This is a genomic window from Acinetobacter sp. FDAARGOS_558 (assembly GCF_003937785.1).
Taxonomy (GTDB): Bacteria; Pseudomonadota; Gammaproteobacteria; order Pseudomonadales; family Moraxellaceae; genus Acinetobacter; species Acinetobacter baumannii.
Genome location: NZ_RKJH01000001.1, coordinates 1303184 through 1319702, shown reverse-complemented (window position 1 = coordinate 1319702; position 16519 = coordinate 1303184). Strand labels below are relative to the sequence as shown.

The window sequence follows — 16519 nt, the reverse complement described above, 5'->3', positions numbered from 1 at the left end:
GCTCTAACTTCTAAATAGTTTGAGCCGATATTTAAGGTTAAGTAAGGACCATTTTTTAGTTTTTTAATGCATATCATTATTTAATAAATATATTAGACCTCTTGCGAAAGTCGTTATTGCAAGTTCATCCGATTTACCAGTGCAGCGATTAAGTTAATGCGTAAACCGAATCTTTTCCGTCTATTTCGATAGCGTTCACTTAATATTCTAAATGTTTTCAATTGACTATTAATATGTTCGATCACAACTCGTATTTTTCCAATCATTTTATTGTACTTTTTCTCAACATCAAATAAGGGTAAATTCTTCTTTTTCTTTATTGGCATCAATAATTTAAAGCCATCTTGCTCTAATCCGTAGTACCCTAAATCGGTCATAACATATTTACAATGTTTGAATTTTTTAACCGTTCTTCTTGCCAATTTAATGTCATGCTGACTGCCATTCGATATATCTAGCCCTATGATTTGTTTGCTGTTCGGATGATAGATCACTTGTGCTTTTAGCGTATGTTTCTTCTTTTTACCACTGTAGAACTTACTCTGATTTTTTTTTCGGACGTTCTATTGAACATTCTGTCGCATCAATAATGACCCAGTTAAACTGTTCGTCTGCTGTGGTAATGCTTCGTTTTGGCAGAGTAAACCGTCTTGATTTCATCAATGCATCTTCAACCTTTTTAATGGTTCGATTCACATTACTTTCAGCGATATGGTAATTTGCAGCCAACTCCAATTGAGTGCTGTAATTCCGTAAGTAATTGAGTGTTAATAATAATTGATCCTCTATAGCTAAAGTATGAGGACGCCCAGATTTCTTTTTAAGTGATTCTACTTCTTTTAAAACTTCGATCATTTCACTAAAAACTGGTCGAGGTACACCAACCAAGCGCTGGAATTCAGAATCTGAAAAACGATTTAATTTCTGATATCTCATGAAATTTAGATTGAGGTGGTTTTTACTTTCGCAAGAGGTCTATTTTTTACAGATTTAAATTTCTCTTAAAATTTTTTAAAAAAACTTTTATTTTTTTAGGCTAATAATAAATATTGTGTAAATATAAAGGCTGATATGTTCATCATGAGTTCAACTGAAACAGTTGATTATTTCTAAGGATATAAGAATGTTAGCATTAGTTACAGGCGCATCAGCAGGTTTTGGTTATAGTATTTCAAAAAAACTGATTGAGTCAGGCTATAAAGTTATTGGATGTGGAAGACGCGCAGAAAAATTAGAAGAACTACAAAAACAACTTGGCGAAAATTTCTACCCACTCGTATTTGATATGATTGATACGGCAGAAAATATAAATAAGTTATTTAAAGAATTACCAAATGAATTTCAAATCGATCAAATTGACTTACTAGTGAATAATGCAGGCTTGGCATTGGGTCTAGAGCCAGCAGATAAAGCGGATTTAGATGATTGGTACACCATGATTGATACCAATGTTAAAGGACTTGTTACGGTTACCCGATTAATTTTACCAAGTATGGTAAAGAAGAAATCAGGTTTAATCATTAATATGGGTTCAATTGCAGGTACATACCCATATCCAGGTGGTAATGTATATGGGGCAACAAAAGCTTTTGTAGAGCAGTTTAGTTTAAATCTACGTGCAGATTTGGCTGGTACTGGCGTGCGAGTAACGAATATTGAACCAGGGTTGTGTGGTGGTACCGAATTTTCTCTTGTACGTTTTAAGGGAGATCAGGAGAAAGCTAACAGTCTATACGATAAGAAAAATCCAATTTTGCCGGAAGATATTGCAAATACAGTAGCATGGATCGCATCACAACCACCGCATATTAATATTAACCGTATAGAAATGATGCCAACGACTCAGACTTTTAACCCTTTAAAAGTTGTAGAAGTGGAATAATGTAATTTTAAAAAGATCTAAGCGTAGAAGGTCACCTAAGTTTAGAACTGATGATTCGATCTGGTAAATATTTGAATTATGAAAAGCAAATCCTCTACAGGCAGTAGAGGATTTTTTTATAGGTATACTGTAATAGAGAGCAATAAAAAAACCCGCTTTAATGCTGCGGGCTTTTTAGTATTTGGCTCTCCCACCTGGGCTCGAACCAGGGACCTGCGGATTAACAGTCCGTCGCTCTACCGACTGAGCTATGGGAGAATCTGCATGCGATTATAAGGAGATTTTGACAAGGGTCAAGTAAAAATCGTCATGTTTCATTCATTTTTGTGTTGTATGCTTTTTATTTGACCAGTTGAAAGGTGAGATCATAAATTACTTGCACTTTGAAAATTCAATTGCTAGATTCAAAAAAGAACAAGCGTTTGGAGTAATCCAAACAGTGTGGATTTAAACCAACTTGCCAGCACTAAAATGGCTAAATCGGAGATAAGTATGAAAACACTTACTGTTGCTTCTATTTTTTCTAATTTTGATTTTTATCAACGCAATTATCTCAATATTTTAAATCAACCAGAATCTTATTACACACCTGTAGAAGATGCATGGATCGATGCTTTTCCATTTAAAAAACAAGATTTGTACTTAGGTGACTTACTACAACTCTGGTTTAGTTCAAAATGGGATGTGCATACTTCATTGAAAGTTTTAAAGTGTTCCAAGGTATTAGATCAATCTAAACCTCTCTATATTTTCCAGCTCGAAGGAGAATTATTCCTAGGTAAAAATAAAGTTTTAGCCTGGTCTACTCAGCATCATGAATTGATAGAGCTTCAACTTAAGAATATTTGGGCACCTTATGTGGTTGCGAAAACTTGTGACCGCCCAGATATTCCTTACTTAATAAAAAAGGCAGCCGTTTAAAGCTGCCTTGGTTTTTATGGTCGAATAATCATGCAGGTTGCTGTTGCATAAGCATAAAGTTTGCCTTCTTCATCAGTAATTTTTCCTTCGGAAATACCTAAATTTTTACTTAAATTGATCACTTTACCTGTAGCAATTAAAACCTGATTTTGTGGAAGAGGGCGGCACATTTTTACATTAAGATCTATGGTTCCATAACCCACACCAGCAGGTAGCATGGTATGTACAGCGCAGCCAGTCACTGAATCTAGAACAGTTGCAGCAAAACCACCATGTACGCCACCTAAAGGATTTAAGTGATTATGATCTGCTTGTGCTTTGAAAGTTACAGATCCTTCTGAAATCTCAGTAGGTTGCATCGGAATAGTTTTGCTAATACTGGCAGGTGGAATATGACCTTCAATCATGGCTTGTAAAAATTCGAGGCCTGTCATTTCCATAGGATTTTTCATTTTTTGAGTCCTTCAATTATTAAAGTTCTAAAATGGAACTTGATGTTAAATTAGGCGTTAAATTAACTATTGTCAAGTTGAAGTGAATAGAAAGATAGGTCACTTATAGTTTATAAACTTGTAAAATTTGGTTAAGCAGAATATTTTATAACATTAAAAATATAAACTTTTTGTGGAAAATAATAATGAACGGACAGTGTTTATGTGGTGAAACAGCTTTCGAAGTTGAGTTAAAAAATCATGATGTACATGTTTGCCATTGCTCGATGTGTCGTAGACAAACCAGTGGTGTCATTATGACAGTTGATGTAGTTAAAGGTAGTTTAAAGTTTATTCAGCAAAAGCATCTTAGTGTATTTAACTCTTCTGAATGGGGTGAAAGAGGCTTTTGTAACGCTTGTGGAACAACAATTTTTTGGAGAACAAAAGATCAAAGTTACTGCAATATCAATGTGTTTTCTTTAAATGAACCAGTAAAAGACTTGAAATTAGATATGGAAATTTTTATTGATTCAAAACCTGATTTTTATAATTTTCAGAATGATACAAAAAAACTGACTGAGGCTGAGGTGGCAGCTTTATTTAATTTAGAATAATTTTAATTATAAAAAAGGCCTCAATTTTGAGGCCTTTTTTTATATTTTCAAATTATTTAGCAGCTTTTTCAGCTTCGATAGATGCAATTGCAGCATCAACGCCTTCGATTGATTCAGCAGCTTTTTTGATACGTGCTAACGCATCAACAAGTACTTCGTCAGCTGTTGCATATGAAATACGCATGAAACCACCTAAACCAAATGCATCACCAGGAACGACCGCTACGCCAGTTTCTTCAAGTAACCATTCAGAGAATTCTGTGCAAGATTTTAAGCCTTTTGCACGAATAAGAGGGCGAATGTTTGCATACGCGTAGAAAGCGCCATCAGCAGGTAAGCAAGAGATCCCTTTGATGTCGTTTAAGCCATTAACTACTAAGTCATGACGACGTTTAAACGCTTCAATCATTGGTTTTAAAACATCTTGTGGGCCATTCAACGCAGCTTCAGCAGCAACTTGCGAAATTGAAGTCGGGTTAGAAGTTGATTGAGACTGGATTTTTTTCATTGCACCAATGATTTTTGCTGGGCCGGCTGCATAGCCAATACGCCAACCTGTCATTGCATATGCTTTAGAAACACCATTTAAAACAATCGTGCGGTCATATAAATCAGGTGCAACAGTTGCAATGTTGTAGAACTCATCTTCCCAACGAATTGGTTCATACATGTCGTCAGATGCAACAAATACTTGTGGATGACGACGTAGAACTTCAGCTAAAGCTTCTAATTCAGTTTTGCTATAAATCATACCTGTTGGGTTAGATGGGCTGTTTAATACCACTAAACGAGTGTTAGGAGTAATCGCTGCTTCTAATTGTTCAGGTGTAATTTTGAAACGTTGCTCTTCGCCACATTTCACGATAACAGGCGTACCTTCAGCAATAATGACCATATCTGGATAGCTTACCCAGAATGGCGCAGGGATGATCACTTCATCACCCTTGTTTAATAATGCTAGTGCCAAGTTAAAGAAGCTTTGCTTACCGCCACAAGAAACCAAAATCTGGTTAGGTTGGTAATCAAGATTATTATCACGCTTTAATTTAGCAATAATTGCTTTTTTTAACCCAGGAGTACCATCTACAGCCGTATATTTGGTGAAACCATTATTAATCGCTTCAATTGCAGCATCTTTGATGTGTTGAGGGGTATCAAAATCTGGCTCGCCAGCACCCAAACCAATCACGTTCTTGCCAGCAGCTTTAAGCTCAGCAGCTTTGTTAGTTACAGCAAGTGTAGGGGACGGTTTGATAGCATTGACACGATCAGAAAGACGTACGTCCACGGCAATATTCCTCTTATGGGATTAAAAATAAAAAGCACACTATCTTATCGCAAAAATTAAGCAATTTGCGGATGTGGGGATTTTTAGATGTAAAAAAGTTTAATTTAGGAAAGAACTTGTTGCGGTTTTATTCAATTGAAGCTTTTTTCGAAAGAAACAAGAAAAATCCTTTATAATAAGCCGCAATCGAAATATCGAGAATGAATCATGACTGAGCAACAGCCAAAACAGAAAAAGGCTTTGGTGAAATTGCCATTTCCAATGCCGAATGAAAGTAACCAAGCAGGCGATGCTGTACACAACCAAGTACGTCCGAAACCTGAACAATATGCAGATAGAACTTGGATGCCACCGCGTGGTACTCGTCGTTCTATGGGTAAGCGCTAATTTAAATAAAAAACAGGCAATATGCCTGTTTTTTTATGGTAGAAGAATTTCTTGATAATAACTTTTTTTCTTTTGATACATATGATGATCTGCGCGTTTTAGCATATCTTCAACTTGTTCATTTTCTTTTGTTGTGGCGTGCCCAATCGCAATACTAATAGGGTGACTTGAATAATATTGATTATCTATATTAAAAAGCTCCTGAATGGTTTGCAGCATCATCAAAACATTCGCTTCATCTGCACCAGGCATTAAAATTACAAATTCGTCGCCACCGATTCGAGAAGCTGTATAAGCAGTATTCATAATTGCCTGATTTAAAATATTACCTACTCGACGTAATAAACCATCACCAATATCATGGCCAAGTTGATCATTGGTTTCCTTTAAGCCGTTCATGTCTAAAAAAATTGAAGAAACAGGGCGGATAATACTGCGATTTAAACGATTAAGCTCTTCTGTAAAAAAAGCTCGGTTATAAAGTTTAGTCAGTACATCATGCTGGCCTAAATATTCTAGATAATTTTCGGCTTTCTTTCGTGCAGTAATATCTGTAAGTGCAACCTGTACCAATCCCCAAGTCTCTTCATAACCGGGGAATACGGTAAATTGCAATAAGACATTTCTGATTTGGCCATCTAACGCATAGTTAACGGCTTCACGCTTGTGGTGAATATTTCCTTGCCAGAGTTCAATCAGCTGTTCTCTAAAAGTTTCCACCATCTCTTCGGCAAAAATTTTATGGGTATTTTTTAACAGAGTAGTTTTATCTGGTGCTTTAAATAAATCGAGAGTCGACTGATTGACGTCTAAAATTAAAATGTCTTCTATGCATTGGCGAACAAATTCAGGATGTACATCTAAAAAAGTCCTAAAGTCTTCAATTCCTAATAGCCTAAGCTGATCAATTCTATTTTTAATACGGCTAAAATCTTCAACCCAAAGCGAAGTCGGGGAGTAGATAAACATTGATTCTGCTAGGCGTCGATTTTTCTCTTCCTGACGAAGCGCATTTTGATAAGGAGTAATGTCTTCGGTGGTAATTAAAATACGGTCAAACGTAGTTTCAGAACCCGGTAAAATTGCTCCACGTAATTGTACATCAATACGTTTACCAGAGAGCGTGTAATTTATAGTGGTACTCGAGAAATGAGTTTTGCCATTCCATAACGCTTCGAGTTCATGAATATGAGCTTCAAACATTTCTTTTTTAAAAAGAAGATTTAAGTTGGCACATAACTCTTCTTGGCTTTTTGCTTCAAAAAGGTCTAATACTTTTTGGTTGACCTTAATAATTTTAATTTTATGAGCACATTCAACCACTAGATTTTCATTTTGACTTAGAAATTCATATAAGTTTTCAACCCCTTGATTTCTCCATAAGTCAAATAACTGCTTAACTTCACTAAAGTCTTCAATCCACATTGGAATTGGGGTGAGGTCAAAAATTGAAGAATCTAAAGTTTCCATGCGTTTCTTTTAAGTATTCAGTTTGTCTTAAAGTATAATGAGAAAAACTAAGATTTGGGAAAATAATCGATTTAAATCTATTAGAATAATTAAAATAAAAATATTAAATATAAGTAAAATAATGAGAAAGCAGAATTTATCTGCTTCACTCATAAAATATCAAAGTAAATTAACGGTTAATAGGGTGGTCGATATTTTTCTCGCCGCGCCATAATTTTATAAAATCTTGCTCATCAAAATCATAAAGTTCCATAAGCGCAACAATTACACTTACGAAAATCATTGCACCTTCTGAGTTACCATGAATATTAAAAATCTTACCATTGAGCTTACCTAAAATATCCCTCAATTCGTGGTCACGGCCTCTGCCATAGCGGTCACGAGGATACAATTCCTCATTAAGCACAATAAGCGCTATCGCTTTTTCAGCACGTGATAAATCCGTTTTATCTAAAGCATCTTCAAAAGATTCACTGCCGTGATTAAAGTAGAAAATAACTTCATCATTAATGAAACTTTGAACCATTTTTTGAGTGAGTGTTGGGAACTGCGAAACAGCATCTTCTTCAACATACGGTTTAAACGATTCAGGAAAAATCACATTGTGATGTATGCCTTTAAAAAGAGGAGCGATTTCGGAAACCTTATAACCTGCGATCCCACATCCTAAAGCTGTTACAAAGTATTTCATTTTAGGATGATTTTTTGCATAAACTTTAAAGTCTTCAACATAATGCTCGATTTGGGAGAGTGGCATTTGTTGGATATGTTCATTTAATGTTGGAATTGCAAAGCTCTGACCAGCCCAGCCACGTCCTACACCCTCTACAGCCCCAAAATGCTGACTGGCAACACGTGCGGCTCCACTACCATGTTGTCCAGCCATATTACTACCGAAGACAAACACGGTATCTTCAGGGAGTTCGGTTACAATACTTTCATCATGATATTGATAGGTCATGGTTATGCTTTTTATCTAATGGATAAGTCCATGTTGCAACCGTTTACAGCATTGGTCAAGTATCAAGATGCTTAATATTTTCGATATAGATTAATCTCACTATAGACTTTAAATTAGGGAAAAAATCCCCATTAATTTGCTAGACGATAAATTCAAATTTTTTATAAAGAGAGAGAACTGTGAACGAAAATCAACCTTTCGATTTGGTCACTCATTACCAGCCAGCGGGTGATCAGCCACAGGCAATTGAAAAGCTGGTGAATGGTATCGAAAAGGGTTTTCGTAATCAGTTACTGCTAGGTGTGACCGGTTCAGGTAAGACCTATACCATGGCAAATGTGATTGCCCAAACTCAGCGTCCGACGATTGTGATGGCGCATAATAAGACCTTGGCAGCCCAGCTCTATGGTGAGTTTAAAGCTTTCTTCCCAAACAATGCAGTTGAGTATTTCGTAAGTTATTACGACTACTATCAACCCGAGGCCTATGTTCCGTCGTCAGATACATTTATTGAAAAAGACGCGGCAATTAATGACCATATTGACCAGATGCGATTATCGGCAACGCGTGCTTTGTTAGAACGTCGTGATGCGATTATTGTTGCTTCTGTTTCGGCCATTTATGGTTTGGGTGACCCAAATGCTTATATGCAAATGTTATTGCATGTGGTCCAAGGTGATCGAGTAAGTCGAGACGAAATTATTCGCCGTTTGGTTGAAATGCAATATACCCGTAATGAGCTTGAATTCTTACGTGGTACGTATCGTATCCGTGGTGAAATTATTGATATTTTCCCGGCAGAATCCGACCAACATGCGATTCGTATTGAACTCTTTGATGACGAAGTAGACTCAATTCGCTGGTTTGATCCGCTTACCGGTAAAATGGTCCGCAAAGTACCACGTGTCACGATTTACCCGAAAAGCCATTATGTGACGCCAAAAGACAACCTAACACGAGCTATCGATACCATTAAGGATGAATTGCAAGACCAGCTTAAGTTCTTCCGTGAACATGACAAGTTACTCGAAGCGCAGCGTATCGAGCAACGTACTCGTTATGATTTGGAAATGATGCAGCAGTTAGGCTACACCAATGGTATCGAAAACTACTCACGTCATTTATCGGGACGACCGGCAGGTGAAGCACCACCGACTTTATTTGACTATGTACCTGAAGATGCCTTACTTATTATCGATGAGTCGCATGTAACGGTTCCTCAAATTGGCGCAATGTATAAAGGTGACCGTTCGCGTAAAGAAAACTTGGTGAATTACGGTTTCCGTTTACCAAGTGCGCTTGATAACCGCCCAATGAAATTTGAAGAGTGGGAGCGTATTGTTCCGACCACTATTTTTGTGAGTGCCACACCAGCTAGATATGAACTGGAAAAATCAGAACAAGTGGTTGAGCAGGTTGTTCGACCAACGGGCTTGATTGATCCTGAAATTGAAGTTCGTCCGGTGCTTACCCAAGTCGATGATGTTCTGTCTGAGATTAATATTCGTAAGAACTTAAATGAGCGTGTATTGGTAACGACTTTAACCAAGCGTATGGCGGAAGATTTAACTTCTTATTTAAAAGAATATGGCGTTAAGGTTGCTTATCTGCACTCGGATATTGATACAGTTGAACGTGTCAAAATTATTCATGAATTACGTACAGGTGTATTTGATGTACTAGTGGGTATTAACTTGCTGCGAGAAGGCTTAGATATGCCGGAAGTTTCTTTAGTTGCTATTTTAGATGCAGATAAAGAAGGTTTCTTACGTTCTGAGCGTTCGCTTATTCAGACGATTGGTCGTGCTGCGCGAAATGTGAAAGGTAAAGCAATTTTATATGCTGATACAATCACTGATTCTATGCGAAAGGCAATTGATGAGACAGAGCGCCGACGTGCAAAACAAATCGAGTTTAATGAGCAGCATGGTATTACGCCACGTAGTGCAGTTCGTCAGGCTGTGAAAGAAATTGATACGGGTGAAGTACTTTCTGATGATCAGATTGATGAGAAAGTACTAGAGCAGGCACAAGCACTTAGCGCAGATGAACGACATATTCTTTCTGACCCTAAATTGTTTAGTAAGCACATTACTAAGCTAGAGAAAGAAATGTTAAAGGCGTCGAAGGATTTACAATTCGAGCAAGCGGCGCGTATTCGTGATGAAATTGTTCGTTTAAAAGCGCAAATGTTGCAATAAATGGATACATAACACTACATGATTTGTTTAAAAAACAAGCTACTGTAGATATTTAAGTTATTTTGTATTCACAACAAAGAGTTGAGGGCAACAATGGCATTTCGAAATAATGTTCCGCAAGCCAGTTGGCGCTTGGCAAAAATTGCATTGGGCGGTATTGTTCTGACTGGCTTAGCTGTCGGAACATATGCCTATGCCCAGCAGAAGCCTCTACCTACAGTCGATAAGGTTGAATTAGACCGTTATTTAGGTGTGTGGTATGAAGTCGCGCGTAAACCTGCTTTTTTCCAAAAAAAATGTGCTTACAATGTATCTGCAACCTATACCTTAAATGAAAATGGAAACATAGTTGTAGATAACCGCTGCTACGATAATCAAAAGCAATTACAGCAATCTATCGGTGAGGCTTTTGTAGTTAATCCGCCGTATAACACGAAATTAAAGGTAAGCTTTTTACCCGAAGCTGTAAGATGGATTCCGATAATTCGTGGAGACTACTGGATTTTAAAGCTCGATGAAGATTACCAAACGGTTTTGGTAGGCGAACCTTCCCGAAAATATCTTTGGGTTTTATCTAGAACCCCACATCCACACAAAGAAGTGGTTGATGAATATCTAAATTATGCAAAAACATTAGGATTTGATATTCGAGATATTATTCATACCGAACATAAAGAATAAATATATGCTGCTTAAGAAAAAACCATGTTTTCGCATGGTTTTTTCTTTTTTATAGTGGATAAATCAAGTATTGTATCGCTTTATTTTTCTTAAAGTGTAAAGAGGTTAGTGATGTTAAAGGGCGTGATTTTGTCTGTCATGGCATCATTAACTTTTGGTGTTCTTTATTTTTATACCCAATTACTCGGCCAGCTTGATAGTGAACAGACTTTCGGATGGCGTATTATTGCGACTTTGCCGTTTTTAACTTTATTTATGTGGTGGAGTGGTGATTTAAGCCATATTAAAAATATATATCAACGTATTTTGGCAAAACCTTCTTTATTTCTATTACTCATTACAACATCCGTTTTAACCTCAGTGCAGTTATGGCTGTTTTTATGGGGACCTATGCATGGACGTGGTTTGCAAGTTTCTTTGGGATATTTCCTGTTACCGCTTGTTTTGGTTTTAGCGGGGAGTGTCTTATATGGAGAGAAAATATCGAAATTTCAGTGGGTCGCTATTGTCCTTGCAATTATTGGCGTAGGGCATGAGATTTTTCGACTAGGAAGTATTGCTTGGGAAACTGCTTTAGTGGCTATAGGTTATTCCGCTTATTTCTTGTTACGTAAGAAAATTAAAACGGATAATTTAGGGGGCTTTTGGTGGGACCTTCTGATTATTATGCCAGTTGCAATCTATCTGACACATACAGGGTTATTGCCATATAGTAAGTTCCTCGATCAGCCGACACTCGGATTGGTTATTGCGGGTTTAGGTGTGCTTAGTGCTATAGGCTTGGGATGTTATATATTGGCAAGCCGTTATCTACCTTTGGTTGTGTTTGGTCTGCTTGGATATCTTGAACCGGTGTTACTTGCTTTAGCATCTTTAGTGCTAGGGGAAAGCATTGGTAAAGAAGAATGGTTTACCTATCTTCCAATTTGGTGTGCCGTTTTCGTATTGGTTTTAGAAGGGGCTTTTCATCTTTACCAACAGCAGCAAAAAGCCAAAAATTTGCAATTAAATATCGAAAAATATCAAAAAAGATTAAAAAATGATGCTCACGATTAGAGCATCAAAATCTAAAAAGTAAGAAAAAGCAAAAATTTAGCGGCTTTAAACAATAAGATAATAAAAAATAATTATAGGTATTTTATGAATTTATGATGAATTTTGGGAAAATCTAGCCACTAACGTCAGCTTTTGATTCATTCTTGCCAATAATTCCATTACAATTACGGGGTTTTAAAAATCACGCCTAGATATAATTAATTAGAGGACGTATCTGTGAGCAAAGACACTATCATCGCCCTGCACGCTGAACACCAAGGCCGTTGGAAAAACCGTGAAGAAATCGCGGAACGTATGATTGCATTAATCGGTCAATTATACCGTGAAAAAAATATTGTCGTATCTGTTTACGGTCGCTCTTTAATTAACCGTTCTGTTATCCAAATTTTGAAAACTCACCGTCGTACACGTGTTGTAGATGTTGAGCTTTCTGTAGTAAATACTTTCCCAATTTTAGAAGCTTTAGCAAAAGTTGAAAATATCGGTTCTGCAGAAGTTGATATCGGTAAACTTGCAGTTGAATATAAAGAAAAAGGCGGTGATGTTGACGCTTTTGTTGCTCAAGCTGTTGAGTCAATTAAAGGTAGCGCAACTTCTGAACAACCTAAAGATGTAGTTCTTTACGGTTTTGGTCGTATTGGCCGTATCTTGGCTCGTTTAATCATTAGCCAATCAGGTTTAGGTCGTGGTTTAAGCCTTAAAGCGATTGTTGTTCGTAAGTCTTCTGACGGTGACTTGGCTAAACGTGCTTCTTTACTTCGTCGTGACTCTATTCACGGTACTTTTGCAGGTACAATTTCTGTTGATGAAGAAAACGAAGCAATTATCGCTAACGGTAACTTCATTAAAGTGATCTATGCGTCTAGCCCAAGCGAAGTAGACTATACTCAATACGGTATTGAAAACGCGCTTTTAATCGACAACACTGGTAAATGGCGTGATGCTGAAGGCCTAAGCCAACACTTGAAATGCCCAGGTGTTGCACGTGTTGTATTAACTGCACCAAGTAAAGGCGAAATGAAAAACGTTGTATTTGGTGTAAACAACTCTGACATTTTAGATGAAGACAAAATCATCTCTGCTGCAAGTTGTACAACAAATGCCATCACTCCAATTCTTAAAGTATTGGATGACAAATATAAAGTTCTTAATGGTCACGTTGAGACAGTTCACTCATTTACAAATGACCAGAACTTAATCGATAACTACCACAAAGCTGATCGCCGTGGTCGTGCTGCTACATTGAACATGGTTATTACTGAAACTGGTGCTGCTAAAGCTGTTGCTAAAGCATTGCCTGCGTTAAAAGGTAAGTTAACTGGTAACTCTGTACGTGTTCCAACACCAAACGTATCTCTTGCGATTTTAAACTTAACGCTTGATAAAGAAGTTGATCGTGAAGAAGTGAACGAATACATTCGTCAAATTTCAATCAACTCTAACCTTCAAGGTCAAATCGGTTATACCAACTCTACAGAAGTGGTATCAAGCGACTTTATCGGTTCTCGTACTGCTGGTGTATATGATGCTCAAGCAACGATTACTTCTGGTAACCGCTTAACTGCATATGTTTGGTACGATAACGAAGTAGGTTATAGCTGCCAAGTATTACGTATTGCTGAGCAAATGTGTGGCGTAAGCTATAAAAAAATTCCTGCAGAAACTAACGCTTAATCTGCTTTAACGTTAGATAAAAGAATGTGACAAAAAGACCCAGTTTAGACTGGGTTTTTTTACAACCGTACAAAATATATGCTGATTATTTTTTAGAAATCAATGAGAATACGGTTTAAGGAACAAAAAGAAATAGTAAGGGATTGGAATTGCAGCAGTTTAAAAGATTATTGATCGTCTTCTTTTTTATTATCATCGCGAATATATGTGGTGTACTTATCGCCATCTGGGTGTTTAAACATTTTAATATTTATATTCCGTTGAAAAACCAGGCAGTAGCGATCGATTTACAAGAGCCATTACAGGTGCAAGTTAAAGTAAAAGATGCTTTAAATGTCGATGTTAAAGGGCGAGTGAATGCTAATATTCCTATTAATGAGAAATTAAATATTCCTTTGACACAGACTTTAACACCACGTGTCTATTTCGATAATATGGTGCCGATTAGTACGGTTATTCCAGTTAAAGAAACTTTAAAAGTTGACCAAAGTTTGCCAATCGACACGAAAGTTCAGGTGAGAGTACTTGGTAAAGATATTACTTTGCCATTAAAAGGTAATATTCCTTTACAGTTAGATGTACCTATTGATATTCAAGTTCCACTCGATCAAAAAGTTCATTTGAAGTTTGATGCGCCAGTAAAAACGGTCTTAAAAGAAAATCTTCATATTCCATTAAATGCTCAATTAAAAACAAATATTCCAATTCAGGGAAGTTTGAATGTCCCGGTAAAAACAGCTTTAAATGCGTCGGTAGATGTAAAAAATACCTTGCCAGTTAAAATCGAGCATGGTGAGTTAAAAATACCACTATCGAGCATGAGCCTGAATCGCGTTAAATCTGGCGAAGATCACTCTTCATCTGTTCAGAACCAGACAAAATAGGTGAATGGCTTATGTTTGGCTCATTAAAAAGTATATTAATCAGTTTCTTTCTGATTATGATACTCACGGCAATCTTATTTTGGTTCTATTTAAACATACAGGCTTCAGTTGTAGTTTCAGCACATGAGTCGGATATTCGTCTACCAGAATCATTAGAAACTAAAATACATGTTGGTAATAATTTGCAGGTCCAATCGATAGGTAAATTAGACACATCTATTGATATTGACCGTCAGATTTCAGTTCCATTAAAAGGAAGATACTTGGCTGATTTAGAGTTTGAAGTCGAGACTCCAATTACAGTAAGTGTTGATTATGCGACAACATTAAAAGTCGATCAGGTGATGCCTTTAGAAACAACCACTGATTTAATTTACAAAAATAAGTTATTACCAAGGTTTCCATTAAAATTAAATATCCCGATTAAACTTGATATACCATTTCAGTTAAAACGTAGTTATACCATTCCGGTTAAAATTGCTTTTAATGGTCCGGTTTATTTTGAGTTTGATGAATCTATAAATTTGCCAATTAAACATCAGTTTAACCCAAGTTTGAACGTTAACGATGCAATGGAAATGGGGAATATCTCAAGCTTTAATGCCATTATGTATAACTCTGTTCAGCACACTAAAGCTAATTTGGACATGAAGATGGATTTACCTTTACGTAATTAATCAATAAAAATAGACCATGACTTGCTGTAGGTTTATATCCTGATAAAAAGAAATAAAATAAGCAGCAGGAAAGTAGAATTCTCTCGATTTTCTATTCGAGAATTTTCTGAAAATATGGCAGAATAGGCGGTTTTAGAGTTTTTAGAGGATTGGCAAATGCGCTTTGTTGATGAAGCAGTCATTACCGTAGAGGCTGGCGACGGTGGCAATGGCGTAGCCAGTTTTCGCCGTGAAAAATTTGTACCATTTGGTGGCCCAGATGGTGGTGATGGCGGACGTGGTGGAAGTATCTATATTCAAGCAGATGATGATACAAGTACCCTAGTCGATTACCGTTACACCCGTAAATTCCGCGCTGAGCGTGGTAAAAACGGTGCAGGTGCTAACTGTACCGGACGTGGTGGTGAAGATGTGGTTTTAAAAGTACCCGTTGGTACAACAATTGTTGATACAGATTCAGGCGATATTATTGGCGATCTGGTAGAAGACGGCCAAAGAGTCATGGTTGCAAGCGGTGGTGAAGGTGGTTTAGGAAATACTCACTTTAAATCATCAACCAACCGTGCTCCACGTAAATGTACGACAGGTACAAAAGGTGAGTTCCGTGAAATTCGCCTTGAGTTGAAAGTATTGGCAGATGTTGGCTTATTAGGTATGCCAAATGCTGGTAAATCAACATTTATTCGTGCAGTAAGTGCCGCGAAACCAAAAGTAGCAGATTATCCATTTACCACTATGGTTCCTAACCTAGGTGTAGTAGATGCTGACCGTCACCGCTCGTTTGTGATGGCAGATATTCCGGGACTTATTGAGGGTGCAGCAGAAGGTGCAGGTTTAGGTATTCGTTTCCTTAAGCATTTAGCACGTACACGTATTCTTTTGCACATTATTGATGTACAACCAATTGATGGTTCAGACCCGGCCCATAATGCTAAAGCAATTATGAATGAACTTGCCAAGTTTTCTCCTACTTTGGCGAAGTTACCAATTGTATTAGTACTTAATAAACTTGATCAGATTGCTGAAGAAAGCCGTGAAGAATGGTGTCAGCATATTCTAGATGAGTTGCAATGGACAGGTCCTGTCTTTAAGACCTCGGGTTTACTCGAAGAAGGAACCAAAGAAGTTGTTTATTACCTCATGGATCAGATTGAACAACAACGTGAACGTGAAGTTGAAGATCCTGAGTACGCAGCAGAAGTAAGAGCATTCCGTGAACAGCTTGAAGCTGAAACACGTGAACAGACCATTGCAGCGAAGGAAGCATACCGTGCTATGCGTAAGGCACAACGCCTTGAAAGCATGATGGACGATGATGATGACTTCGATGACGATGAAGACGATGGTGATGTAGAAAGCATCTACGTTCGTGACTAAAAAACCGAGGAA

The 16519-nt window shown here is 37.2% G+C and carries 17 protein-coding genes and 1 tRNA gene; 12 read left to right on the top strand and 6 right to left on the bottom strand.

The annotated features are described in order from the left end of the window. Positions 1-113 precede the first annotated feature (113 nt). A protein-coding gene (locus EGT34_RS06350) for an IS5-like element ISAba27 family transposase (protein ID WP_076611894.1) occupies positions 114-936 on the bottom strand; the annotation gives its coding sequence in 2 pieces (ribosomal slippage) (positions 114-554 and positions 556-936; 822 coding nt in all). A gap of 187 nt (positions 937-1123) precedes the next feature. Between EGT34_RS06350 and EGT34_RS06345 the strand changes: the two genes are divergently transcribed. After that, the gene (locus EGT34_RS06345) at positions 1124-1882 is read left to right on the top strand and encodes an SDR family oxidoreductase (protein ID WP_000880597.1); all 759 of its coding nucleotides are present in this window, start codon (positions 1124-1126) and stop codon (positions 1880-1882) included. 182 nt (positions 1883-2064) lie between these two features. On the opposite strand, the gene EGT34_RS06340 is transcribed toward EGT34_RS06345, so the two are convergent. Next, positions 2065-2140: transfer RNA gene (locus tag EGT34_RS06340), tRNA-Asn, on the bottom strand. Between the two features lie 58 nt (positions 2141-2198). Here EGT34_RS06340 and EGT34_RS06335 point away from each other — a divergent pair. Further along, on the top strand, positions 2199-2333 hold the full coding sequence (locus EGT34_RS06335) for a hypothetical protein (RefSeq protein WP_086221454.1): 135 nt from the start codon (positions 2199-2201) through the stop codon (positions 2331-2333). A 41-nt stretch (positions 2334-2374) separates the two neighbouring features. After that, positions 2375-2803, top strand: a complete 429-nt coding sequence (locus EGT34_RS06330; protein WP_000855165.1) for a hypothetical protein — start codon at positions 2375-2377, stop codon at positions 2801-2803. A 14-nt stretch (positions 2804-2817) separates the two neighbouring features. Here the strand turns inward: EGT34_RS06330 and EGT34_RS06325 are convergent, their stop codons facing one another. After that, entirely contained in the window at positions 2818-3255 is a 438-nt protein-coding gene (locus EGT34_RS06325; protein WP_000795395.1) for a PaaI family thioesterase, read from the bottom strand. Between the two features lie 185 nt (positions 3256-3440). Between EGT34_RS06325 and EGT34_RS06320 the strand changes: the two genes are divergently transcribed. After that, complete coding sequence (locus EGT34_RS06320; RefSeq protein ID WP_001014252.1) at positions 3441-3851, top strand: GFA family protein; 411 nt, start codon at positions 3441-3443, stop codon at positions 3849-3851. Positions 3852-3903: 52 nt separating this feature from the next. Here the strand turns inward: EGT34_RS06320 and EGT34_RS06315 are convergent, their stop codons facing one another. Continuing rightward, entirely contained in the window at positions 3904-5139 is a 1236-nt protein-coding gene (locus tag EGT34_RS06315) for a pyridoxal phosphate-dependent aminotransferase (protein WP_000383205.1), read from the bottom strand. Between the two features lie 207 nt (positions 5140-5346). On the opposite strand from EGT34_RS06315, the gene EGT34_RS06310 reads away from it, so the two are divergent. Continuing rightward, on the top strand, positions 5347-5526 hold the full coding sequence (locus tag EGT34_RS06310) for a hypothetical protein (RefSeq protein WP_000139632.1): 180 nt from the start codon (positions 5347-5349) through the stop codon (positions 5524-5526). A 33-nt stretch (positions 5527-5559) separates the two neighbouring features. On the opposite strand, the gene EGT34_RS06305 is transcribed toward EGT34_RS06310, so the two are convergent. Together EGT34_RS06305 and EGT34_RS06300 are read right to left on the bottom strand one after the other, a co-directional pair. Further along, complete coding sequence (locus EGT34_RS06305; protein ID WP_000448860.1) at positions 5560-6996, bottom strand: diguanylate cyclase domain-containing protein; 1437 nt, start codon at positions 6994-6996, stop codon at positions 5560-5562. A gap of 169 nt (positions 6997-7165) precedes the next feature. Beyond that, positions 7166-7957, bottom strand: coding sequence for a hypothetical protein (locus EGT34_RS06300; RefSeq protein WP_000222202.1), 792 nt, complete (start codon positions 7955-7957; stop codon positions 7166-7168). 179 nt (positions 7958-8136) lie between these two features. On the opposite strand from EGT34_RS06300, the gene uvrB reads away from it, so the two are divergent. From uvrB to cgtA, 7 genes are all read left to right on the top strand, one after another. Continuing rightward, positions 8137-10158 (top strand): excinuclease ABC subunit UvrB, encoded by a 2022-nt coding sequence (uvrB, locus tag EGT34_RS06295; protein ID WP_001004983.1) that lies wholly within the window; start codon positions 8137-8139, stop codon positions 10156-10158. 93 nt (positions 10159-10251) lie between these two features. Beyond that, positions 10252-10839 (top strand): lipocalin family protein, encoded by a 588-nt coding sequence (locus tag EGT34_RS06290; RefSeq protein WP_000885644.1) that lies wholly within the window; start codon positions 10252-10254, stop codon positions 10837-10839. Positions 10840-10947: 108 nt separating this feature from the next. Next, positions 10948-11895, top strand: a complete 948-nt coding sequence (gene rarD / locus EGT34_RS06285; protein WP_160945244.1) for an EamA family transporter RarD — start codon at positions 10948-10950, stop codon at positions 11893-11895. 216 nt (positions 11896-12111) lie between these two features. Beyond that, positions 12112-13569, top strand: coding sequence for a glyceraldehyde-3-phosphate dehydrogenase (locus tag EGT34_RS06280; protein WP_000031228.1), 1458 nt, complete (start codon positions 12112-12114; stop codon positions 13567-13569). A 149-nt stretch (positions 13570-13718) separates the two neighbouring features. Continuing rightward, positions 13719-14453, top strand: a complete 735-nt coding sequence (locus tag EGT34_RS06275) for a hypothetical protein (protein ID WP_001183837.1) — start codon at positions 13719-13721, stop codon at positions 14451-14453. 11 nt (positions 14454-14464) lie between these two features. After that, positions 14465-15130, top strand: a complete 666-nt coding sequence (locus EGT34_RS06270) for a hypothetical protein (RefSeq protein ID WP_031971883.1) — start codon at positions 14465-14467, stop codon at positions 15128-15130. Positions 15131-15286: 156 nt separating this feature from the next. Beyond that, positions 15287-16507 carry an Obg family GTPase CgtA gene (gene cgtA, locus EGT34_RS06265; RefSeq protein ID WP_001212949.1) on the top strand — a complete coding sequence of 407 codons (1221 nt, stop codon included), beginning with the start codon at positions 15287-15289 and terminating at the stop codon, positions 16505-16507. Positions 16508-16519: the final 12 nt, after the last annotated feature.